This is a genomic window from Paracoccus caeni (genome assembly GCF_016629665.1).
GTDB classification, from domain to species: domain Bacteria; phylum Pseudomonadota; class Alphaproteobacteria; order Rhodobacterales; family Rhodobacteraceae; genus Paracoccus; species Paracoccus caeni.
Window position 1 is genome coordinate 244,462 of record NZ_JAEPRQ010000001.1, and the last position, 21,046, is coordinate 265,507.

18 protein-coding genes are annotated in these 21,046 nt (G+C 62.4%); 9 read left to right on the top strand and 9 right to left on the bottom strand.

The annotated features are described in order from the left end of the window. Positions 1-10: 10 nt before the first annotated feature. Positions 11-1,036, bottom strand: coding sequence for an A/G-specific adenine glycosylase (locus tag JJJ17_RS01090; RefSeq protein ID WP_200683170.1), 1,026 nt, complete (start codon positions 1,034-1,036; stop codon positions 11-13). Positions 1,037-1,121: 85 nt separating this feature from the next. On the opposite strand from JJJ17_RS01090, the gene JJJ17_RS01095 reads away from it, so the two are divergent. The 6 genes from JJJ17_RS01095 to JJJ17_RS01125 all read left to right on the top strand — a co-directional run bounded on the left by JJJ17_RS01095 (position 1,122) and on the right by JJJ17_RS01125 (position 6,034). Next, positions 1,122-1,673, top strand: a complete 552-nt coding sequence (locus tag JJJ17_RS01095; RefSeq protein WP_200683171.1) for a DUF721 domain-containing protein — start codon at positions 1,122-1,124, stop codon at positions 1,671-1,673. Further along, a complete protein-coding gene (locus JJJ17_RS01100) occupies positions 1,667-2,305 on the top strand; it encodes a DsbA family protein (RefSeq protein ID WP_234463829.1) in 639 nt (212 codons plus the stop codon). Before JJJ17_RS01095 ends, JJJ17_RS01100 begins: the two co-directional genes overlap by 7 nt. Continuing rightward, positions 2,302-3,414, top strand: a complete 1,113-nt coding sequence (locus JJJ17_RS01105; RefSeq protein WP_200684701.1) for a CaiB/BaiF CoA transferase family protein — start codon at positions 2,302-2,304, stop codon at positions 3,412-3,414. Before JJJ17_RS01100 ends, JJJ17_RS01105 begins: the two co-directional genes overlap by 4 nt. Before the next feature lie 146 nt (positions 3,415-3,560). Continuing rightward, positions 3,561-4,001, top strand: coding sequence for a large conductance mechanosensitive channel protein MscL (gene mscL, locus JJJ17_RS01110; protein WP_200683172.1), 441 nt, complete (start codon positions 3,561-3,563; stop codon positions 3,999-4,001). Between the two features lie 561 nt (positions 4,002-4,562). Further along, a complete protein-coding gene (locus JJJ17_RS01120; RefSeq protein WP_200683173.1) occupies positions 4,563-5,633 on the top strand; it encodes a phage minor head protein in 1,071 nt (356 codons plus the stop codon). Next, entirely contained in the window at positions 5,630-6,034 is a 405-nt protein-coding gene (locus tag JJJ17_RS01125) for a hypothetical protein (protein ID WP_200683175.1), read from the top strand. Before JJJ17_RS01120 ends, JJJ17_RS01125 begins: the two co-directional genes overlap by 4 nt. A 313-nt stretch (positions 6,035-6,347) precedes the next feature. Here JJJ17_RS01125 and ald read toward each other — a convergent pair whose 3' ends face one another. Then, positions 6,348-7,475, bottom strand: coding sequence for an alanine dehydrogenase (ald, locus tag JJJ17_RS01130; RefSeq protein ID WP_200683177.1), 1,128 nt, complete (start codon positions 7,473-7,475; stop codon positions 6,348-6,350). A gap of 146 nt (positions 7,476-7,621) precedes the next feature. Between ald and JJJ17_RS01135 the strand changes: the two genes are divergently transcribed. After that, positions 7,622-8,083, top strand: coding sequence for an Lrp/AsnC family transcriptional regulator (locus JJJ17_RS01135; protein ID WP_200683179.1), 462 nt, complete (start codon positions 7,622-7,624; stop codon positions 8,081-8,083). A gap of 70 nt (positions 8,084-8,153) precedes the next feature. On the opposite strand, the gene JJJ17_RS01140 is transcribed toward JJJ17_RS01135, so the two are convergent. The 7 genes from JJJ17_RS01140 to JJJ17_RS01170 form a co-directional block, all read right to left on the bottom strand. Further along, positions 8,154-12,350, bottom strand: coding sequence for a Hint domain-containing protein (locus JJJ17_RS01140; RefSeq protein WP_200683181.1), 4,197 nt, complete (start codon positions 12,348-12,350; stop codon positions 8,154-8,156). A 474-nt stretch (positions 12,351-12,824) separates the two neighbouring features. Beyond that, a complete protein-coding gene (locus JJJ17_RS01145) occupies positions 12,825-13,133 on the bottom strand; it encodes a hypothetical protein (RefSeq protein WP_200683183.1) in 309 nt (102 codons plus the stop codon). 14 nt (positions 13,134-13,147) lie between these two features. Further along, the gene (locus tag JJJ17_RS01150; protein WP_200683185.1) at positions 13,148-14,359 is read right to left on the bottom strand and encodes a BaiN/RdsA family NAD(P)/FAD-dependent oxidoreductase; all 1,212 of its coding nucleotides are present in this window, start codon (positions 14,357-14,359) and stop codon (positions 13,148-13,150) included. Beyond that, positions 14,356-15,384 (bottom strand): DNA polymerase III subunit delta, encoded by a 1,029-nt coding sequence (gene holA / locus JJJ17_RS01155; RefSeq protein WP_200683186.1) that lies wholly within the window; start codon positions 15,382-15,384, stop codon positions 14,356-14,358. Before holA ends, JJJ17_RS01150 begins: the two co-directional genes overlap by 4 nt. Next, on the bottom strand, positions 15,381-15,875 hold the full coding sequence (lptE, locus tag JJJ17_RS01160) for an LPS assembly lipoprotein LptE (protein ID WP_200683188.1): 495 nt from the start codon (positions 15,873-15,875) through the stop codon (positions 15,381-15,383). Before lptE ends, holA begins: the two co-directional genes overlap by 4 nt. Then, positions 15,862-18,486 (bottom strand): leucine--tRNA ligase, encoded by a 2,625-nt coding sequence (leuS, locus tag JJJ17_RS01165; protein WP_200683189.1) that lies wholly within the window; start codon positions 18,484-18,486, stop codon positions 15,862-15,864. Before leuS ends, lptE begins: the two co-directional genes overlap by 14 nt. A 101-nt stretch (positions 18,487-18,587) precedes the next feature. Next, positions 18,588-19,067 (bottom strand): DUF3576 domain-containing protein, encoded by a 480-nt coding sequence (locus tag JJJ17_RS01170; RefSeq protein ID WP_200683190.1) that lies wholly within the window; start codon positions 19,065-19,067, stop codon positions 18,588-18,590. Positions 19,068-19,328: 261 nt separating this feature from the next. Between JJJ17_RS01170 and JJJ17_RS01175 the strand changes: the two genes are divergently transcribed. Further along, positions 19,329-20,321 carry a porin gene (locus JJJ17_RS01175; protein ID WP_200683191.1) on the top strand — a complete coding sequence of 331 codons (993 nt, stop codon included), beginning with the start codon at positions 19,329-19,331 and terminating at the stop codon, positions 20,319-20,321. Between the two features lie 69 nt (positions 20,322-20,390). Further along, positions 20,391-21,044, top strand: a complete 654-nt coding sequence (locus JJJ17_RS01180; protein ID WP_200683192.1) for a YggS family pyridoxal phosphate-dependent enzyme — start codon at positions 20,391-20,393, stop codon at positions 21,042-21,044. Positions 21,045-21,046 lie beyond the last annotated feature (2 nt).

Below are 21,046 nucleotides of genomic sequence, written 5' to 3' on the forward strand. Positions count from 1 at the left end.
GCCATGGATGTTACGCCGCAATCTCGGCCCGCGCCATATCCCAGACCTTGCGCATCAGGCCGGGCAGGGCGTTGCGGTCCAGATCGCGCAGCCGCACCAGATGGCCGCGATCCGGGCCATCCTGCAGATCACCCATCACCACCATCAGCGACAGGTTGAAATGGGTGAAGACATGGCGGACATGGCCGATTTCCTGCCAATCTGCGCTGCCCGGCGGCGGCATGTCGCGCCCGTCCCACCCCGCCGAGGGGAAAGCCAACGTCCCGCCCAGCAATCCCTTGGCCGGGCGTTCCTCGAGCAGGATCGAGTCGCCCCGCCGCGCGACCCAGGCGATTCCGATCCGGTCGGGCTTTGCGGCCTTTGGCGTCTTGCGGGGCAGTTCAGCGGCGATCCCCATTACGCGGGCATCGCAATCGTCGATCAGCGGACAGATACCGCAGGCCGGGCTGCGAGGGGTGCAGATCGTTGCGCCCAAATCCATCATCGCCTGCGCATAATCGCCGGGCCTTGTGTCCGGGGTCAGCCGCTCGGCCAACGCCACCAGTTCCGGTTTGGCGGCGGGAAGGGGCGTCTCGACGGCATGAAGGCGGGCCACAACACGCTCGACATTGCCGTCCACGACCGTTTCGGGCTGGTCATAGGCAATCGCGGCAATGGCGGCCGAAGTATAGGGGCCGATCCCCGGCAAAGCCTGCAAGCCATTGCGATCTTTCGGGAAACCTCCGGCGGCCGCGACCATGCGCGCGCAGGCCAGCAGGTTCCGGGCGCGGGCGTAATAGCCAAGCCCCGCCCATTCAGCCATCACCTGCTGATCCGGCGCAGCGGCCAGCGAACCGACATCCGGCCACAAGGCGGTGAAGCGCAGGAAATAGTCCTTTACCGCCGCCACCGTCGTCTGTTGCAGCATGATCTCGGACAGCCAGACGCGGTAGGGATCGGCCTTTGCCCCACCCGGAGGCACGCGCCACGGCAAGACGCGCGCATGGCGATCATACCAGTCCAGCAGATGCGGGGCGATCACCTTGTTGTCACGCAATATTCAGTCTCCGTGGCGAAGCGCGCGCTTTCCTCTGCGCGGCGGGCTGATTAAGGATATGGTGGTGATAGCAAATCAGGCAATGATGGCACAGCCAACCAAATCCGCCGGGAACACCCCTCGCCGCCGCAGGCGCGGGTTCGTCGCTGCGTCTTCGCTGCTGGCGGATCGGGTGCAGAAGGCGGCTGAGGGGCGGGGCTTTGCGGTCACCCGCCTGCTGACCCATTGGCCCGAGATCGCGGGCCCGCAGCTTGCCGCCGTGACCCGCCCGGTCAAGGTCAGTCACAGCCGCGGTGCCTTTGGGGCCACGCTGACGCTGCTGACCACCGGTCCGGTCGCGCCGATGGTCGAGATGCAACTGCCGCAACTGCGCGAGCGGGTGAATGCCTGTTACGGCTATAACGCGATCCAAAAGATCACCCTGACCCAAACCGCCGCCAGCGGCTTTGCCGAAGGTCAGGCGCAATTCCTGCACGCGCCCGCCCAGCCGGTCCCGCCCGATCCGCAGGCGACGGCCGAGGCGCGCGAGGTCGCCAACCAGTTTACCGATCCTACACTGGCCGAGGCGATGGCCCGGCTGGCGCTCAATGTCAAAACCCGAACGAACCGGAAAAACCGAAAGGACAATCCATGCTGATGCGTTCCGCAGTCGCCGCTTTCGCGCTTGCTTTCGCCGCGCCCGTCTTGGCGCAAGAGGCCGCGCCCGCTGAAGAGGCGCAGTCGCAAATCCTGCCCGATATCGCCCAAGGGGCCGAGGATGCGCCGCTGACCATCGTCGAATATGCCAGCTTCACCTGCGGCCATTGTGCGAACTTTCATGCCGAGAACTGGCCGAAGCTGAAGGCCGAGTATGTCGATACCGGCAAGGTCCGCTTCATTCAGCGCGACATCTATTTCGATCAGGTCGGTCTCTGGGCCGGGATTCTGGCGCGTTGCGGTGGCGACGACAAATATTACGCAGTCTCGGACATGCTGTTTGACGAGCAGAGCGAATGGATCGCAGGCGGCTCGGGCGACGAGATCGCTGCCAACCTGCGCCGGATCGGCCTGAAAGCGGGCATGACCGAAGAGCAGATGACCGCCTGCTGGGACGACACCGCCAAGGTCGAACAGCTTGTCGCGACCTTCCAGCACAACGCCACCGAGGACGCGGTCGAGGCGACCCCGACCTTCATCATCGGCGATGACAAGGTCAGCAACCAGTCGTGGGAAGATCTGAAAGAGATCATCGACACCAAGCTGGCCGAGGCTGAAGGCGCAGCCAACTGATGACGCCGCTTTCCGGGCTGAAGGTCATCGAACTGGCCCGGATTCTGGCCGGTCCCTGGGCTGGCCAGATATTGGCCGATCTGGGGGCCGAGGTCATCAAGGTCGAGGCCCCCGAGGGCGACGATACCCGCCGTTGGGGGCCGCCCTTCATCGACCGCGAAGGCGACCGCAGCGCCGCCTATTTCCACGCCACCAATCGCGGCAAACGCTCGGTCACGGCGGATTTTCGAACGCCCGAGGGTCAGGCAAAGTTGCGCGATCTGATCGCCGGCGCCGATGTGGTGATCGAGAATTTCAAGGTTGGGGGGCTGGCGAAATACGGGTTGGATTATGACAGCCTGAAGGTGATGAACCCCGGCCTGATCTATTGCAGCGTGACGGGGTTCGGCCAGACCGGACCCTACGCGCATCGGGCGGGCTACGATTACATCATTCAGGGCATGTCCGGTCTGATGAGCGTCACCGGAGAGCCGGACGGCCAGCCGCAGAAGGTCGGCGTTGCGGTGACGGATGTGTTCACCGGCATCTATTCGGTCGTTGGCATTCTTGCCGCGCTGGAGCAGCGGCACCGGACAGGGCAGGGCCAGCATGTCGATATGGCCCTGCTGGACGTGGCGACGGCGATCATGGCCAATCAGGCGATGAACTATCTGGCGACGGGCAATGCCCCGAACCGGATGGGGAACGCGCATCCGAACCTTGTCCCCTATGCGGTTTTCGATTGCGCCGATGGCTGGATCATCATCGCGACCGGCAATGACGCGCAATATCGCAGGCTGTGCGGCGTGCTTGGCATGCCTGCGCTTGGCACCCTGCCGGACTACGCCACCAACGCCGACCGTATTGCCAATCGAGAGGCGCTAACCACGCAATTGACCGCCGTTACCCGCACATGGCGGCGCGACGATCTGCTGGCTGCGCTTGAGGCCGAGGGTGTGCCCGCCGGGCCGATCAACGATATGAGCGATGTTTTCGCCGATCCGCAGGTCATCGCCCGCGGTCTGAGGATCGAGCCGCAGGGCGTTCCGGGGGTGCGTCTGCCGATCCGGTTCTCTGGCGCCGAACTGGCGCTGGATCGCGCTTCGCCGCGGCTTGGGCAGGACGACTGATCCTGCCCGGTTTGTCGGTCATATTCCGCCAGAAACGGCTGTTGCGGCAACTATCCCTTTGCAGTTTGGCAAACTCTGCATAAAGATTCCGTTACACGACAATATGGCGCGCGGGATACCGCGCCTAACAGGGGACTGGCAGATAAATGATTAAGGAATTCCGTGAGTTTATCGCCCGCGGCAACGTCATCGACCTTGCCGTCGGGATCATCATCGGTGCGGCATTCACCGCAATCGTCAGCTCGGTCGTTGAAGACCTCATCAACCCTATTCTCGGTCTGCTGATCGGCGGGATCGACTTTACCAACCTTTACTGGGTCATGTCAGGCAATGTCCCTGAAGGTGCAAGCCTTGCAGCGGCGCGCGACTCGGGCGCTGCGGTCTTTGCCTACGGCTCGTTCCTGATGGCGCTTCTGAACTTCCTGATCATTGCTTGGGCAGTTTTCCTGCTGGTCAAGGCCGTGAACCGCCTGCAAAGCATGGCCTCGAAGCCGAAACCCGAGGAAGAGGCCGCACCTGCTGGCCCGACCCAGGAAGAGCTTCTGGCGCAGATCCGCGACCTTCTGGCTCAGCGTCCGGCAGTTTGAAGCCGCAAGATTCGGTGAAAAGGCGCGCCATGTCGGCGCGCCTTTTTGCGTCTCACGGTAGAAGGCATCTTCATTTAACCGATCCACAGCATTGCGCATGCGACGTCGATGAACACCCTGAGGGATGTGACGGTTTTCTCGCAACGCAGGGCGATGCGGCGGAAGCGTTTGATCTGATTGAAGAAGCATTCGACCAGATGCCGTTCCTTGTAGAGCGGCTGTCCAAGGGACGGCGTCCCGCACGACTGCGGTTGCGGTCGATCTAGGCTGTGGGGTGCAGATCATCGGCAATGAAGCGGCGCAGCAGGACGTCGCCGCGCAGGGTGGCGGCGGACAGCAATGAAAGGTGCACGTGCAGCGGGGTGAGGATGGTTTCGCGGAGGGTAGGCACATTTTTAGGCCTCACAGCCTTTCTCGATCCAGCGCTTCGCTGGATGCAACGCACGGTAGGGTAAGTGCCCTTTAACGATTTACTCCTAGAACCGAGCCCTCAGATTGGCGGGAGGTTCCATTGCGGCATAACTACGGGACTTCCTCCGACATGGTGGCCATGGTCAGTACGTGGTCAGCCAGAACAAGGGTACGGTAGGCGGCTATCGCGCGGCCATTTCGATCAAGTCGCTATTTCCCCGCTATACCGATCACCGAGCTGATTTCTCGGACCAACTGGACGAGGTCGTTTTCGACAACACCCTCATGCTTCTGAATACCCTGACGCTATCCGACACAGTCCCTTGGGTGACGGAAGCCGATCTGCGCGATGTCTCGGACGCGAAGGAAGCGGTCCTTCACGAATGGGATGCGCGTCTGACCGCGATCTTTGAAGAATATCATACACACCCCCAGCGTCTCCGCCCGCTGCGAGTGGCCATGGAAGAGCGTCTGCTCCGCGCCTTCGCGGGGCTGATCAATCAGCTTCGGCAGCAAGAGCTTGGGATAGAGCGTTATATCTGGCGTTCCCGAGACGACGTGAAGGTTCGCGACAGTCACGCAGAGTATGACGATCAGGTCTTCAGCTGGGACGAACCTCCTGCGGGTGGGCATCCGGGACAGGCACATAACTGCCGGTGTTACGCGGAACCTGTTGCGTCGCCGTTGCCAAGCGATGTTGTCCTTGCCCAGTACGCGCCAGCGGCAGAAATTCCGGCAGAGGCACTTCTTCGAGGCCTTTTCGCGCGTGCGGTCGCGGTTACCGGTCCAGGAGCTGTTGCTGTGGCGGCGTTTGAGGTGGCGTGGGAGGTTAGCGATCTCTTGCGGGAATTTACCAAAATCGCATCAGAACGTCGCCTGAATCGCGCGGCCGGTATCCTCGGCGTCGATCTTGGAACGGCCGAAGGGCTCTTGGCCGCCATTGCGCACGAAGTGGTGCAGGAGACGGTCATCAGGGGCTTGCCTGCGCGGGGACGCCCTGAAACTTGGGTTGTCGGTCCACGTGGCGACAGGCTGTATGGTCCCGACGGCAAGCCAATCAAAGATATTGATTGGGGCCACGATCACGGTCAAGGTCAGCCCCATACCCATGAATGGATTGATGGGGTTCGCCAGCCTGGTCGGCCAGCGACCGAAGAAGAGAGCTTTTCGGGGCATGGGCGAGATGATGACGGGCTGATCCGTCCGGAGGGCTGGAAATGATTGCGTTTAACGGCGACAAACGGTTTGCCGATATGGAATATACCAGCGTAACCTATGAGCCCGTGCGACGGGTACTGACGCTGCTCGTCTCGTCCGATCCGGCTGACAATTGCGAGATGGTCATCCTTCGTGACGTCGTGGCCTTTGATGTCATTCATTTCACGATGCAGAATGTCGTCCACTACCTCGACATCGCGCGCGTGACTGCCGCTGACCTTGATGCATTTGCCGAAATTGCCCGCAGCGAGGGGGCGGCGGTAGCTATGGCAGCCCATTCTGGACCGGACAGTTTCCTTGGGGCTGTCTTCGTGCCCGCGGGCGGAGCGACAATCTTCGCCGTCTGCCGCTCGGTCGAGAAATGCTCCAGTGATGGGCAACCGGTTTATAGCGTCACGGCCTGAAAATTGCTGATGGCGCTCACCCGTCCACCCACTTCCCCGCGATCTTCCCCGGCACCCCATCCGAGGCCCGCGCCGCATCCCATGCCAGATCCAGCCGTTTGGGCAACCTGACCTGCGGCACCAGCAGCAAGACTAGATCATTGGCCCGCCGGATCTAGCTGGGCCGATCACAATGGCGATTCGTGCAGAGCTGACGTACTGCTGGAGCAAGGAGGCTTCCCGCACGACTGCGGTTGCGCTTGATCTGGGCTGTGGCGTGCGGATCGCCTCCGTTTTTCGAGCTTGAATCAGAACGCCGGCGACAACGGAAGCCTCAAATGAAGACGACCTGTAGCAGTTGATCCGGCGTAAGCGACGGCAGCCCAAGCGCCTCGCCCACGGGCGGAGAGGTCAGTTGCCCCTCATGCACCGAAAGCCCGGCCCTGAGATGCGCGTCATCCGTGACCGCCTGCCGCCAACCTTTGCCTGCCAGCGCGATGACGAAGGGCAGCGTCGCATTGCCAAGCGCCTGCGTCGAGGTTCGCGCCACCGCGCCCGGCATGTTCGCCACGCAGTAATGCACGATTCCGTCCACCTCGTAGATCGGGTCTTGGTGGGTGGTGGCGTGCGAGGTTTCGAAACAGCCGCCCTGATCGATCGCCACATCGACCAGAACCGCGCCCGGTGGCATGGTGGAAAGCTGCGCCCGCGTGACCAGCTTGGGGGCCGCCGCGCCGGGGATCAACACCGCACCGATCACCATATCCGCCGTCGTCAGAAGCTCGGCCGTCGCCGCAGCGCTGGCATATTGGGTGGTCAGCTTCCCCATGAAGACATCATCGAGATAGGACAGCCGCGGGACCGAGCGATCCATGACCGTGACATTCGCGCCCATCCCCACGGCCACCCGCGCCGCCGCAGCACCTACCACGCCGCCGCCGATGATCACCACATTGGCGGGCCGGACGCCGGGCACACCGCCCAACAGCACGCCACGCCCGCCATTGGCTTTCTGCAACGCCCATGACCCGACCTGAGGCGCAAGCCGCCCTGCCACCTCGGACATCGGTGCCAGCAGCGGCAGGCCGCCTTTGGCATCGGTGACCGTCTCATAGGCAATCGCGGTGACGCCCGATTCCAGCAGATCGCGTGTCTGATCGGGATCGGGGGCAAGGTGCAGATAGGTGAACAGAAGCTGTCCCTTGCGCAGCATCCTGCGCTCGACCGCCTGCGGTTCCTTGACCTTCACGATCATCTCGGACCCGTCGAAAACGGTCTGCGCATCCGGCGCGATCTGCGCGCCGGCTTCGGTATAGTCCTGATCCGTAAATCCCGCGCCAAGTCCCGCGCCGGTCTCGATCAGGACCGAATGACCGTGCCGCACCGCTTCGGCGGCGGCATCGGGCGTCAGGCCGACGCGGAACTCCTGGGGTTTAATCTCTTTCGGGCATCCGATCTGCATGCGCGTTCCTCCCTTATTCTTGCGATGCATGGTCCGATCAGTGTCGCATTGGAGTTCCGCAAAGTGCTGCGAAGCTGGGCCGGGTTGGGTGTCCCTGATCGAAGAAATCTCTGGAAAAGTGCCGCTTCATCGCAGATTGTGCGAAAATGTCCGATCTCGACGCAATAGACCGCCGCATCCTTGCCCTGCTTCAGAAAGAGGGCCGAATCAGCAATGCCGAACTGGCGGTGAGGGTGCATCTGTCGCCCTCGGCCTGTCACCGACGGGTGCAGCGGCTGGAGGAGACCGGCGTCATCTCGGGCTACGTGGCGCTGCTTGATGCGCGCAAGTTGCAACGGCAGACGACCGTGTTTGTCGAGATTACTCTGTCAGGTCAGGCCGATGAGGTGCTGGACGCATTCGAGCGGAACGTGCGCGCCATTCCCGATGTGCTGGAATGTCACCTGATGGCGGGGACGGCGGATTACCTGCTGAAGATCGTGGTCGAGGATGCCGACGATTTCGCCCGCATTCACCGCCAGCATCTGGCGCGGTTGCCGGGTGTGGCGCAGATGCATTCTTCCTTTGCGCTGCGCACCGTGTTCAGGACAACGGCAATTCCGGTCTGAAAGACGCCACCAACGCCGCATAGCAAAGGCAGCTCGACCCATGGGACCGAGCTGCGTATTTGTCGTGCCGTCAGACGGCCCGCGCCATGCTGATCAGCGTCTTGCCGTTCTGGGCATGTCGCTCGACCAGTTTTCGCGCCATTTTGCCAGTGGTCAGTTGCCGGGCCGCCGGATGAACGATGCCATCGCGAAGCTCGGGGAAGAGCGTGAAAATCTCTTCGCGGGCGCTGTTGCCCACCGATTTCAGTGCTTCCGAGCCGGTGAAAAGCGACTCCGTCTCGGCCCCGTTCGAGATGACGATCTGGTGCGCGTCGAAGAGGAAGTGGACATAGGTCACCTCCTCAAGATCGGTTGCGACCTCGATGCCGTCCAGAGGGCACAGATGCTTGGCCGCGACCAGAACTTCCTGCGTGCCGAACATCCGCTGAGCGATCTGCGAGCGGACCAGAACCCGGTGCTGCGGCGAAACCACCAGATCGGATGTCGGCAGACCGCCACCCAACGCGCCCTGCCGGATACGGATCGGGCGCAGTTTCGGCTCGGCAGCCAGCATTGCCGCGTCAAGTTTGCGACGCCCGATCCAACGCACCGGCTGCAACCCGGCATCGCGGGTCAGAACCAGCGTGCCGACAGTCAATTGACCAGCCGCGACCGATCCGGTCTCGGTTTCGATCAACACATCCTCGGTAAAGCAGGTGACGTTGACGGTGTCCGAAGTCAGCGCGGAGCCATCAACCGCCGAGCCGCCATTGTTCAGCGTCAGGGTGAAGTCGCTGCCAAAACCGTTCGCGGTGTTGATGCTGTTCAGCACACCGTCATCGGCCTGGTCGGCGCGCAGCCAGCCCAGTGCGGAATCATATTCGCGCAGGCCGTTGGCGGCACGCTCGGCATTGATGATGGCCAGATTGGTGTCGTTATAATAGGCGGACAGATCGACAAAATCGTTGTTCGCGCTGTTGCCGTCATCCACCGGGCCGGTGCTGCCCGCACCGAAATCGGTGATCACGTCGCCCGAGGTCACGACAAAGATGTCGTTGCCCGCGCCGCCGGTCATGATGTCGCTGCCCGCGCCGCCATCGATGAAGTCGTCGCCGTCGCCGCCGTCGATGCTGTCATCGCCGTCGCCGGCCAGAATGCTGTCATTCCCGCCGCCAGCAAGGATGGTGTCATTGCCGGTGCCGCCGTCAATGGTCTCGGCCCCCGCACCACCAGTGATCGAGTCATTGCCCGCGCCGGTGATGAACGTGGCCGCCGCACTGTTCCCAGAGGCATTGATGATATCGTTGCCCGCGCCGGTCTCGATGGTCTCAATGGTGTTGAAACCGGCATTGCCGCCGCTGCTGGCAAAGGTGCCGCTGCCATTCGTATAAGTGACGGTCACGGGTTGCCCCGCGCCGAAACTTGCACCTGACAGCGTATCGCTGCCATCACCGCCGGTGATGGTGTCGTTGCCGTAAGCGGCCCCGAGGTTCACAAGGTCATTGCCAGCGCCTGCATTGATCGTGTCGGCACCACTGCCACCGGCATTGATGATGTCGGCACCGTCTCCGGTGCTGAAGTTCCCCGCCGTCGCGCCCGCGATGTTCACCGTATCAGCGCCAGCGCCGGTGGTGATCGCCTCGATGGTGTTGAAATTGGCGGTATTGCCGCCATTGACGAAGGTGCCCGAGCCGCCGTTGAAGGTAACGGTGCTGGCTCCGGTCAGCGCTGCGCCGGACAGCGTATCGGTGCCCGCACCACCCGTGATGGTGTCGCTGCCATAGCCCGCGCCGAGGTTCACGAGGTCATTGCCCGCGCCCGCATCAATGGTGTCAGCGCCGGTGCCGTTCGCGTTGATCGTATCCGCACCGTCTCCGGTACTGAAGTTCCCCGCCGTCGCGCCCGCAATGTTCACCGTGTCCGCGCCAGCGCCGGTGGTGATCGCTTCGATGGTGTTGAAGTTCGCGGTGTTGCCGCCGTTCACGAAGGTTCCCGAACCGCCGTTGAAGGTAACGGTGCTGGCTCCGGTCAGCGCTGCGCCGGACAGCGTATCGGTGCCCGCGCCACCTGTGATGGTATCGTTGCCGTAACCTGCGCCAAGGTTCACCAGGTCATTGCCCGCGCCCGCGTCAATAGTGTCCGCGCCGGTGCCGTTCGCGTTGATCGTATCGGCACCGTCGCCGGTGCTGAAATTCCCTGCGGTCGCGCCCGCGATGTTCACCGTATCCGCGCCAGCGCCGGTGGTGATCGCTTCAATGGTGTTGAAGTTGGCGGTATTACCGCCATTGACGAACGTGCCCGAGCCGCCGTTGAAGGTAACGGTGCTGGCTCCGGTCAGCGCCGCGCCGGACAGCGTATCGGTGCCCGCGCCCCCGGTGATGGTGTCGCTGCCATACCCCGCGCCGAGGTTCACAAGGTCATTGCCCGCGCCCGCATCAATGGTGTCAGCGCCGGTGCCGTTCGCATTGATCGTGTCAGCGCCGTCTCCGGTACTGAAGTTCCCCGCCGTCGCGCCCGCAATATTCACGGTATCCGCGCCAGCGCCGGTGGTGATCGCTTCGATGGTGTTGAAGTTGGCGGTGTTGCCGCCATTGACGAAGGTGCCCGCGCCGCCGTTGAAGGTAACGGTGCTGGCTCCGGTCAGCGCCGCGCCGGACAGCGTATCGGTGCCGGTGCCTCCAGTTATGGTATCGTTGCCATAGCCTGCGCCGAGGTTCACGAGATCGTCGCCAGCGCCCGCGTCAATGGTGTCTGCGCCGGTGCCGTTCGCATTGACCGTATCCGCACCGTCTCCGGTGCTGAAATTCCCCGCCGTGGCGCCTGCGATGTTCACGGTATCCGCGCCAGCGCCGGTGGTGATCGCTTCGATGGTGTTGAAGTTGGCGGTGTTGCCGCCGTTCACGAAGGTCCCCGCCCCGCCGTTGAAGGTAACGGTGCTGGCTCCGGTCAGCGCTGCGCCGGACAGCGTATCGGTGCCCGCGCCACCTGTGATGGTGTCGCTGCCATAGCCCGCACCAAGGTTCACGAGGTCATTGCCCGCGCCCGCGTCAATCGTGTCAGCGCCGGTGCCGTTCGCGTTGATCGTATCAGCGCCGTCTCCAGTGCTGAAGTTCCCTGCGGTCGCGCCTGCAATGTTCACCGTATCCGCGCCGGTGCCGGTGATGATCGCTTCGATGGTGTTGAAGTTGGCGGTGTTGCCGCCATTAACGAAGGTCCCCGCCCCGCCATTGAAGGTCACCGTGGTGGCAGTCGCAAGCCCGGCGCCGGACAGCGTATCGGTCCCCGCGCCGCCGGTGATGCTGTCATTGCCATATCCTGCGCCCAGAATGACCTGATCATTGCCTGCGCCCGCGTCGATTGTATCCGCGCCGGTGCCGTTTGCGTTGATCGTGTCGGCACCGTCCCCGGTCGAGAAGCTCCCTGCCGTCGCGCCCGAAATCGTGACCGTGTCAGCACCGCTGCCAGTCACGATAGCTTCGATATTCGTATAGGTGGCCGAGTTGGCGCCCGTCGTGAAAGTGCCCGCGCCACCGTTGAAGGTGACCGTGGTTGCTGCTGTCAGCCCGGTGCCGCTCAGCGTGTCGGTGCCGGTCCCGCCATCGACCGTGTCAGTCCCGTAAGTGCCGCTCAGCAGGACCAGATCATTATCGGCCCCGCCGTCGATGCTGTCATTGCCCGCGCCGGCGTCGATCGTATCGTTGCCCGCGCCTGCCCGGATAACATCGTCGTTCCAGCCAGTGCCAGAGCTGGTAAGACCATCACCACCGTCAACGCGGTCCGAGCCATTCACGGTCGGTTCAATATAACCGGCGCCGATAGAGTCCGCGCCCGCCGTTCCATCGACGACACCATTGTCCCAGGCCACCATCAGGCGATCCATTAACAGGCTGGACCCCGTATCCGCGACGGTGTTGAAGCGTATCGAGACGATGGGCTTTGCTTCCAGTGCCGAGTTCGCGGTCGCGGCAGGGGGCGACAGGAAAAGCTCGCCTGACGTGGATTGTGTGACGATCAGGACCGTGTTGGCAGTGGTGCCGTCAGCATAGGTGACAACACCGTTATAGGCCACAACAGTATCGAAGGTGAATGTTTGGGTTCCCGCGCCAATGTTCGTTGAGAACTGATCATTCAGCGCGGGGTTGGTCGGGTTGAGCCCGTCAAGCACGGTGGCATCTCCGCCCCGGTTGATCATGGTCCCCGAGGTGATCCGGCTATACAGCGGATCTCCACCTGTCCCGTAACTTGTGTTGAGCAGCGCCGAGACGTTCTCTGCTTGCGTCCCCGTCAAGCTACTTTCGGTCGGATCTAGCGAAATAATCTGATTCTGCGCATTCCGAGGAATACCAAGATAAATCCAGTTAAAAGTTGTGGGCATTACGCACTCCGAGGCAGCGGATGAACTAAAAAGGCAGGCCAACGCGATTTGTTAACACGAATCAGGTGCGATAGAAATCTGACTAATCTGTTACGTCCCCCGGTTGAGCGCAGCGTTATTGCAAAGTGGATACAGAGTGGCGTTCTAGGCAGTAAAATGCGTCATATTCGAACGAATGGGCTGTTTTCCTGTGCAGCGGAAAAACGCCGAAAAACGCAAATCTTGGGAGGGCAGATTTTGGCCTGATTCTGCGACGTGTGCGCTTGGACGCATGTCGCCCTCGCGAAGCGCTGTCCGGGCAAATTTGCGTTCGTCAGACCCCACTCTGTCCGGCGGCGATCAGTGGCTCGCGAATAAAGGTGACCCCTGACGGGTTGAACCTGCAACCTATCGATTGGGTGTTCGTTCCCGGCATTCCAAAAACCGCTTTTTTGAGGCGAACAAGAACGGCGGCAACCGTCCGGCGCATGCGCTCGAGATGCGGCGATGGATCGACAGGTCAAGCAGTAGCCGTTCGCTCTGCAAAAAAGCATCATATCTTCCGACCAGACCCGGTGATCTTGTAACCGTTTGCGGATCGGGTTCGTTATCACCAGCAAACTGTGCCCAGCTCATGATGGTTATCAGTTTTTCGGTGAAGGCGGTCTCGAATAGGGCCGATCCATCCTGCGCCAGTTCGATATAGGGCAGACGCATCAACGCCCGGCCTTTCAGCGCGTCGCGGCAAGCTGATCCAGCCGCGCGGCAGCCGCCATCCCGGCATGCCGCCCGGTCGCCAGACAGCAGGTCAGCAGATACCCCCCGGTCGGCGCTTCCCAATCCAGCATCTCGCCTGCAACAAACACGCCCGGCATCGCCCGCAATTCCAGATCCGGCGTGACTGCGTCCCAAGACACGCCCCCCGCCGAGGAAATTGCGCGCTCTAGTCCCATCGGCCCATCATGTCGCACCGGCAAAGCCTTGGTCAAAGCCGCCCAGCCCGCCGCATCACCCGGCAAGGGCTGCCCCCATTCCAGCAACAAGGCGACCTTGACCGGATCACCCAGAACCCGCCGCAACCAGTTGCCCAAGGACAGCTTGCCTCTGGGCTTGGCGAAGCGCGCCGCCAGTGCCTCGACCGTCACATCCGGCGCCAGATCGACCGACGCCGCCACCCCGTCACGAATCGGCGCCGCAACCTCATAGATGCCGCCACCCTCGATCCCGTCGCGCCCGATCACCCATTCTCCGCGACTGCTGTGATCGCCAGCGCAGAGGGCAACGCCCTTCACCGCCTGCCCAATGAACCGCTGCATCGGCTGGGACCAACCCACCCGAAACCCCATATTCGCAGGCATGAATTGCCGAACCTCGACCCCTGTATTCCGCAGGAACGGCACCCACGCCGCATCCGATCCCAGCTTCGGCCATGACCCGCCCCCAAGCGCCAGAACCGCCACCTGCGGTATCAGTGCGCGTTCACCCTCGGGCGTCTCGAACCGAAATCCGTCCCCGATCCAGCGCCAGCGCACCCGCAGATCGACACCACGATCCCGCAGCCGCGCCAGCCAAGCGCGCAACAAGGGCGATGCCTTCATCCCGACCGGAAACACTCGCCCGGTCGAGCCGGTGAACAGCTCCACCCCAAGCCCGCGCGCCCAATCCATCACCTCTGCAGGACCAAACTGCGCTTCTTCTTCATTAAAATATCCCGGGGCCCGGGGCAGCGCCCCGGATCCACAGGAAAAATTCTGGAGAAACGCGGCGACAGGCTCATCCTTTGTCAGGTTCAGCCCCGACTTCCCGGCCATCAGGAATTTCCGCGCCGGAGTCGGCATCGCTTCGGCCACCACAACCCTGCGTCCCGCCGCCGCCAGAACCTCTGCCGCCATCAGCCCCGCAGGCCCGGCACCGATAACCAGCGCCTCGGCCGGCTCGGTCACCGCCTGCCTCTGGGAGCCATTGCCAGCCGGATCAACGCGCGCTCAATCAGTGGCATCTGTGGCGCGCGGCTGGAAGATCGCAGCAGCAGGTCGGTATCCAGCAGCGACCGCACCGCATCTTCCAGCAGTGCGACGCCCCAAGTCTGCGCCTGCCGGGCCATCCGGTCGCGCCGCGGGCCGAAGACCGGCGGACGCATCCGCGACAGTGCGGCGCCCGGCCCGGCGGGATCGGCGGCGGCCAGTTGCAGGGCGCGGAAATGGCGCAGGGCGGCGATGCAGAGGCTGACCGGGCTGGTTCCCTGACCCTCGATCCGCCGCATGAGGGTGCCAAAATCGGCCTCGCGCCGTTCGGCAACGGTATGGATCAGCTCGTCCAGATCCGCCTCAATGGTCGCGGGGGCCATCAGGGCGATTTCCTCGACCGTCAGCGGCGTCGGATCGCCATGTTTGTAAAGCCCGATCTTCTCGACCGTCTGCCGCAGATCGCCGGGGTCCAGCGCGCGGGCCAGAACCATCATCTCGCGCATGGCGGCGGGGGGAACCTCGCGCAGACCGGCATCCGACAGCCAGCGCGCGACCTCTTCCTCGCCGGGCGGGTCGTCATAGATAGGGGCGGTAACCGCATCCTTGTGCGGCTCGAACACCTTGCGGAGCGCGGATGACTTGGACAACGCCCCCGCCGTCACCACGATCACGGCATCGCCCGCGTTCCATTCCTTCAAGGCTACGGCAATCGCATCGGCGGAAGTGTCGGGCGTATCCTCGACCAGAACGACGCGCTGTCCGGGGAAAAAGCCGACCTCTTTCACCGCATCCAGCAACGCCGCCGGGTCTTTCTTCAGACCGCCCCCGGCCATCCGGTTCAGGCGCATTTCCTCATCGGCATTCTCGCCGACCAGCGCCTTCACCGCTTCGGCCCGTTTCAAGGCCACGCGCATCGCGTCCTGTCCATAGATCAGCAAAGCCGGTCGTGAAGGGTCGGGCCGCGCCAGATAGCGGGCGATTTCTCCGCCCTTCAGGATCATTCTGGCAACTGGGCCGAGGCGGCCATCAGTCGCGTTGCCACCTGATCGGCCAGCATCTCGGCCAGCCGCTGACGTGCATCGGATTCGGCCGTCAGGGTGGCGGTGGTGGTGCCGGTGGTGGAATACGAGGTGAAGGTGCTGACCCGGCCCTGCGTCAGAACCGCGCCTGACGAATCGCGCAAGGCGAAATCGGCGGTGCCGTTCAGCGAATAGCGGGTCGTTACCTGATCGGGGGTGATCGCCTGCGGCACCACACCGACGCTGAGCTGATAGTCCAGCAGATAGGGCGCGTCCGTATCCGGCCCGACCCGTTCCGAGATTTTGCGGTTGAAGGCGAAATCCTCGAACGATCTTGGATCGCGCGGGCGGATTTTGCCAAAGATACGCTGCCCGGTCCCGCTTGGCCCGTAAACCGGGGTCAGCCCGCAGGCCGACACCGCCAGCAGCCCCAGAAGGGCTGCGCGGCGGGTCAGGCGATCAGGCGACCACATTGACGATCCGTCCGGGCACGACGATCAGCTTCTTCGGCGCCGCGCCTTCAAGGAAACGCTGAACCGTCTCATCGGCCAGCACCAATGCCTCGATCTCTTCCTTGGGCATCGCCTTCGGCACGCTGATTTCGGCCCGGCGCTTGCCGTTAATCTGGATCGGCAGGGTCACGATGTCATCCTCCAGCAGCGCCGGATCGGCTTTGGGCCAGGGCGCATCAACGACCATGCCCTGACCACCGGCGATTGCCCAGACCTCTTCGGCCAGATGCGGCACCATCGGCGACAGAAGCTGCGCCAGAATCCGCAGCACCGCCTTGCGGCTTTCGCCCCCGGCCTTCGATTTGCCGATCGCATTGGCCAATTCGTAAAGCTTGGCCACCGCCTTGTTGAAGGCAAAACCTTCGATCGATTTCGTCACATCGGCAATCGCCCGATGCGCGGCGCGCAGAAGATCGGGGTCATCGCCACCTTCGCCCGCCTCATCGGCCAGACGCCAGACGCGCGACAGGAATTTATACGCAGCCTCAGCCCCGGCCGAGGTCCATTCGACATCACGCTCGGGCGGGCTGTCGGACAGCACGAACCAGCGCGCCGTATCGGCCCCGAAGCTGGAGACGATATTGACCGGATCGACCACGTTCTTCTTGGACTTCGACATCTTGGCCGAGGGGATGATCTCGACCGGGGTGCCGTCCCGCAGCTTCCCGTCCACCACATCCTCGGGCAGGTGATAGACCGGACGGCCACGCTCGTCGCGGGTCAGGTAGATTTCATGCGTCACCATGCCTTGCGTGAACAGCGCTGCGAAGGGCTCTTTGGCGCTGTCCGGCAGATGCCCGGTCTTTGCCATCGCGCGGGCGAAGAAGCGGGAATAGAGCAGGTGCAGAATCGCATGTTCGATCCCGCCGATATACTGGTCCACATTCATCCAGTAATCGGCATCCGCCCGCTCGGTCGGCGTCGGCGCGTGGGGCGAGGTGAAGCGGGCGTAATACCAGGACGAATCGACGAAGGTATCCATGGTGTCGGTTTCGCGCACTGCCGCGCCGCCGCATTGCGGGCAGGTGGTCTGCCGCCATGTCGGGTGACGGTCCAGAGGATTGCCCGGCACATCGAAGCTGACATCCTGCGGCAACAGGACCGGCAGGTTCCGTTTCGCCTCGGGGACGGTGCCGCATTTAGCACAATGGACGACCGGGATCGGACAACCCCAATAGCGTTGCCGGGAAATGCCCCAATCGCGCAGCCGGAACTTGGTGACGCCTTCGCCCCAACCCTGATCTTGCGCAAGGCCAATTACAGCTTCGATAGCGCTGTCGCCGGATTGCTCGCTCCCTCCGGCTACCGGATCTATGTAATGAACGACTTCCGTTTTGAGTGGAGTGTAAGCGACGTTGCCGATGCGAAAATATTCGTTGCCTTGAGCCCTCTCATCAAAGGCGTCATCATCATAAGCGAATATGTCGTCATCACTGATGAAGATATGCTCGTTTTCACTCTCGGGATAGAGTTCGACACCCAATGGAGAAAAAGCTGGCTTGACTGACAACTCGTATTTTCGAGCAAAGTCTAGATCACGTTGATCATGTGCTGGACACCCGAAAATCGCGCCGGTGCCGTAATCCATCAGCACGAAATTCGCGATCCAGATCGGCAGGTGCCAGTTCGGATCAAGCGGATGCTGCACGGTCAGCCCAGTGTCGAAACCCATCTTCGGGGCGGTCTCGATGGCTTCCTCAGTCGTGCCGATGCGGCGGCATTCCTCACGGAAGGCCTCGATTTCGGGGGCGGTTTCGGCCAGCGTTTTGACCAGCGGATGATCGGGCGACAGCGCGACGAAGCTTGCGCCCATCAGCGTGTCGGGGCGGGTTGTATAGACTTCGATGGCGTCGAAACCTGCCGGGGCACCGATGGTCTGGAACCGGAACTGCAAGCCGCGCGACTTGCCGATCCAGTTGGCCTGCATCAGCCGCACCTTTTCCGGCCAGCCGTTCAGGCCGTCCAGCGCCTCCAGCAATTCCTCGGAATAGTCCGAGATGCGGAAGAACCACTGGGTCAGCTCTTTCCGCTCGACCTGCGCGCCGGAACGCCAGCCCTTGCCGTCGATCACCTGTTCATTGGCCAGCACGGTCATATCGACCGGATCCCAATTCACCTGCGCCGATTTGCGGGTGATCAGACCGGCATCAAGGAAATCAAGGAACAGCGCCTGCTGCTGCGCGACATAGCCATCATCGCAGGTGGCGAATTCGCGGGACCAGTCGATCGACAGGCCAAGTGGGCGCATCTGTTCGCGCATGGTGGCGATATTGGCATAGGTCCAGTCGCGCGGATGGCCGCCCTGTTCCATCGCAGCATTCTCGGCCGGCATGCCAAAGGCGTCCCACCCCATCGGGTGCAACACGCTGAAGCCCTGTGCTCGCTTATAGCGGGCCACGACATCGCCAAGGGTATAGTTGCGGACATGGCCCATATGGATGCGCCCCGACGGATAGGGGAACATCTCCAGCACGTAATATTTCGGCCGCTCGTCGCGGATCGCGGTAAAGCTGCCGGCATCGGCCCAGGCCTTTTGCCAATGGGCTTCGCTGCTGGAGGGATCATAGGGCATGTCGGACCTCGGGCGTCATTCGTCGCCGCAGGGTTTATACGGCAGCGGATGAAGGGTCCAGTAGGGTGCGCGCCTGACGCGCACCGCTTCCCGGCTTGGACTTAAAGGCGACCGTCCTGCAGGCGCAATTGCCGCGCACGGGTCAGAATCGCATCCTCGACCGCGCGGACCGTGCCCGGTTCCACCGCCCCGCCGCCCGGACCTTGCAGCGACAGCTTCAGACTGCGCGCGTCCAGCGCCGGATCGCTGATGCGGATCGTCGCGCGATAGGACCGGCCACCGCCCGGCGGAGTGCCGTAGCCGGTGACGATGACGCCGGTGAACGGATCGACCGTTTGCACCGGAAGGAAGTTCAGCACGTCGAGACTGGCATTCCAGAGGTATTTGTTCACGCCGACGGTATTGTTCGGATTCTCGGAATTGCCGAATAGATCCCAGATGGTGGTCGTCCGGACGTCCGGACGCATATCGGCCCCGAATTCGGCGCCGCGATCTCGGTTGCCGCCCCCGCCCCCGCAAGCGGTCAGCGCGATGCAAAGCGTCGTGGCTATGGTCAGGCGCGCTGCAATTACGGTCTTCATCAGGTCCCCCGGTTTTACGCGTTGCGAAAGCTTTAGCGCGGATCGCACCACTGCCACAAGCGCCTTGGAACCATGACATGAACAGGCGGCATGGTGGCGCTGACAAAGCTGAACCAAAATGTGTGGCGCATGTGCATCACAGATTCCAGTAATGCTTTCTGGCCCGGGTGATTCCGTTGCATCGCGACAACGAAACGGTGAAACACATTGCATACCCAAGGCGGTAATTCCGGTTTGGGCATCAGAGAGACAAGAGGGAACATGACCATGAAAAAGGCTCTTATCGCCTCCACCGCGCTGGTTCTGACCGCTGGTGTGGCTGCTGCCGACGTGACCATCTCGGGCTACGGCCGTACCGGTGTGATCTATGTTGAAGACCGCGCTGGCAACGAAAGCCAAATCGCAACCCGCGTTCGCCTGAACATCGACGGCTCCGTTTCGACCGACCAAGGCGTCGACTTCGGTGCTCGCGTTCGTCTGCAGTGGGACCAAGGCGACGACGCTCTGGAAAGCGGCAGCCCGGCCTACGTGTACGTCACCAGCAACGGCCTGACCGTCAGCGTTGGTAACGTGTCGACCGCATACGACGATGCTGGCCTGCTGTATGCAACCGAACTTGGTGCATTTGACCGTTCGGTAGGCGGCAACTCGCTGGGTGGTTTCTATGCGTTCGAAAGCAAAAGCTATGGCGGCGAAAACGACCGTGTTGGCGTTGCTGTCAGCTACTCGGTCGACGATCTGACCGTTCGTGCTTCGTATATCGACCCGGATCAATCGGGCTTGAACGAAGTTGCTTACGGCACCGACGAAGAGTTCGGTATCTCGGTTGACTACACTTGGAACGAGCGTCTGGAGCTTTCGGCTGCATACGTTCAATCGGGTCTGGGCTTTGACGGCAATGACCAATTCTTCGTTGGTGCTCGTTATGCTGTTCTGGACAACGCCCGTATCGGTCTGAACTACATCGACAACGGTGATTTCGTCGATACCGCTCAGAACCCGAACGGTCCTGTTGCAGGCCAAGATCTGGGCAACACCGTTGCGCTGTACGGTGACTACACGCTGGCTGACGGCCTGACCAACATCGAAGCATACATCGCCAACAACGACGGTGACTGGGCTTCGAAAGAGACCGACAATGCGTTCGGTATCGGCGTCAACTACGATCTGGGCGGTGCTCGTCTGGGTGCGTCGCTGCAACGCAACTACGACGAAAAAGTGACCGCCGATCTGGGCGTTCGCTTCGACTTCTGATCCACGCGATCATCAAAGACTTGAAGAGCGGGCCTTGCGCCCGCTCTTTTCTTTTTGTCTTGTCGGTTCATGGGACTGGATGACATCAGACGCCGCATCGAGGCGGCAGAACTGGCGGCGGGGCGTGCGCCGGGCAGCGTGACTTTGATTGCGGTCAGCAAGGTGCAACCTGCGAACAGGGTCGAGGCGGTGCTGGAGGCCGGGCAGCACGTCTTTGGCGAGAATTACGTGCAAGAGGCGCAGGGCAAGTGGCCGGGTTGGCGGTCTCGTTTTGCTGGCGTCGAGTTGCACATGATCGGGCCGGTGCAGTCGAACAAGGCCAAGGCGGCGGTAGAGCTGTTTGATGCGATCCACACGCTGGATCGAATGACGCTGGCGCGAAAGCTGGCGCATCAGATGGCCGAGCAAGGTCGAAGGCCGCAGCTTTTCATTCAGGTCAATACCGGGGATGAGCCGCAGAAGGCGGGGATTCTGGTGGACGAGTTACCGGGCTTTCTGGCGTCTTGCCGCGATCTGGGACTGAACCCGGAAGGCTTGATGTGCATTCCGCCTGAAGACGAGGATCCGATTCCTCACTTCCGAACGCTGTGCAGGCTTGCCGATGAAAATGGGCTGGCGCTGCTGTCGATGGGAATGAGTGCGGATTTCGAAGCAGCGATTGCCGAAGGGGCGACGCATGTGCGGGTCGGATCGGCCATCTTCGGGGCGCGGGATTACGGCTGAGC

What these genes read in the sequence shown, in the direction of transcription:
- JJJ17_RS01095 (WP_200683171.1), top strand. Translation starts at nt 1,122, where the DNA reads ATGGCACAGCCAACCAAATCCGCCGGGAACACCCCTCGCCGCCGCAGG.
- JJJ17_RS01100 (WP_234463829.1), top strand. Translation starts at nt 1,667, where the DNA reads ATGCTGATGCGTTCCGCAGTCGCCGCTTTCGCGCTTGCTTTCGCCGCG.
- mscL (WP_200683172.1), top strand. Translation starts at nt 3,561, where the DNA reads ATGATTAAGGAATTCCGTGAGTTTATCGCCCGCGGCAACGTCATCGAC.
- JJJ17_RS01125 (WP_200683175.1), top strand. Translation starts at nt 5,630, where the DNA reads ATGATTGCGTTTAACGGCGACAAACGGTTTGCCGATATGGAATATACC.
- ald (WP_200683177.1), bottom strand. Translation starts at nt 7,475, where the DNA reads ATGCAGATCGGATGCCCGAAAGAGATTAAACCCCAGGAGTTCCGCGTC.
- JJJ17_RS01135 (WP_200683179.1), top strand. Translation starts at nt 7,622, where the DNA reads ATGTCCGATCTCGACGCAATAGACCGCCGCATCCTTGCCCTGCTTCAG.
- JJJ17_RS01145 (WP_200683183.1), bottom strand. Translation starts at nt 13,133, where the DNA reads ATGCGTCTGCCCTATATCGAACTGGCGCAGGATGGATCGGCCCTATTC.
- holA (WP_200683186.1), bottom strand. Translation starts at nt 15,384, where the DNA reads ATGATCCTGAAGGGCGGAGAAATCGCCCGCTATCTGGCGCGGCCCGAC.
- lptE (WP_200683188.1), bottom strand. Translation starts at nt 15,875, where the DNA reads ATGTGGTCGCCTGATCGCCTGACCCGCCGCGCAGCCCTTCTGGGGCTG.
- leuS (WP_200683189.1), bottom strand. Translation starts at nt 18,486, where the DNA reads ATGCCCTATGATCCCTCCAGCAGCGAAGCCCATTGGCAAAAGGCCTGG.
- JJJ17_RS01170 (WP_200683190.1), bottom strand. Translation starts at nt 19,067, where the DNA reads ATGAAGACCGTAATTGCAGCGCGCCTGACCATAGCCACGACGCTTTGC.
- JJJ17_RS01175 (WP_200683191.1), top strand. Translation starts at nt 19,329, where the DNA reads ATGACCATGAAAAAGGCTCTTATCGCCTCCACCGCGCTGGTTCTGACC.
- JJJ17_RS01180 (WP_200683192.1), top strand. Translation starts at nt 20,391, where the DNA reads ATGGGACTGGATGACATCAGACGCCGCATCGAGGCGGCAGAACTGGCG.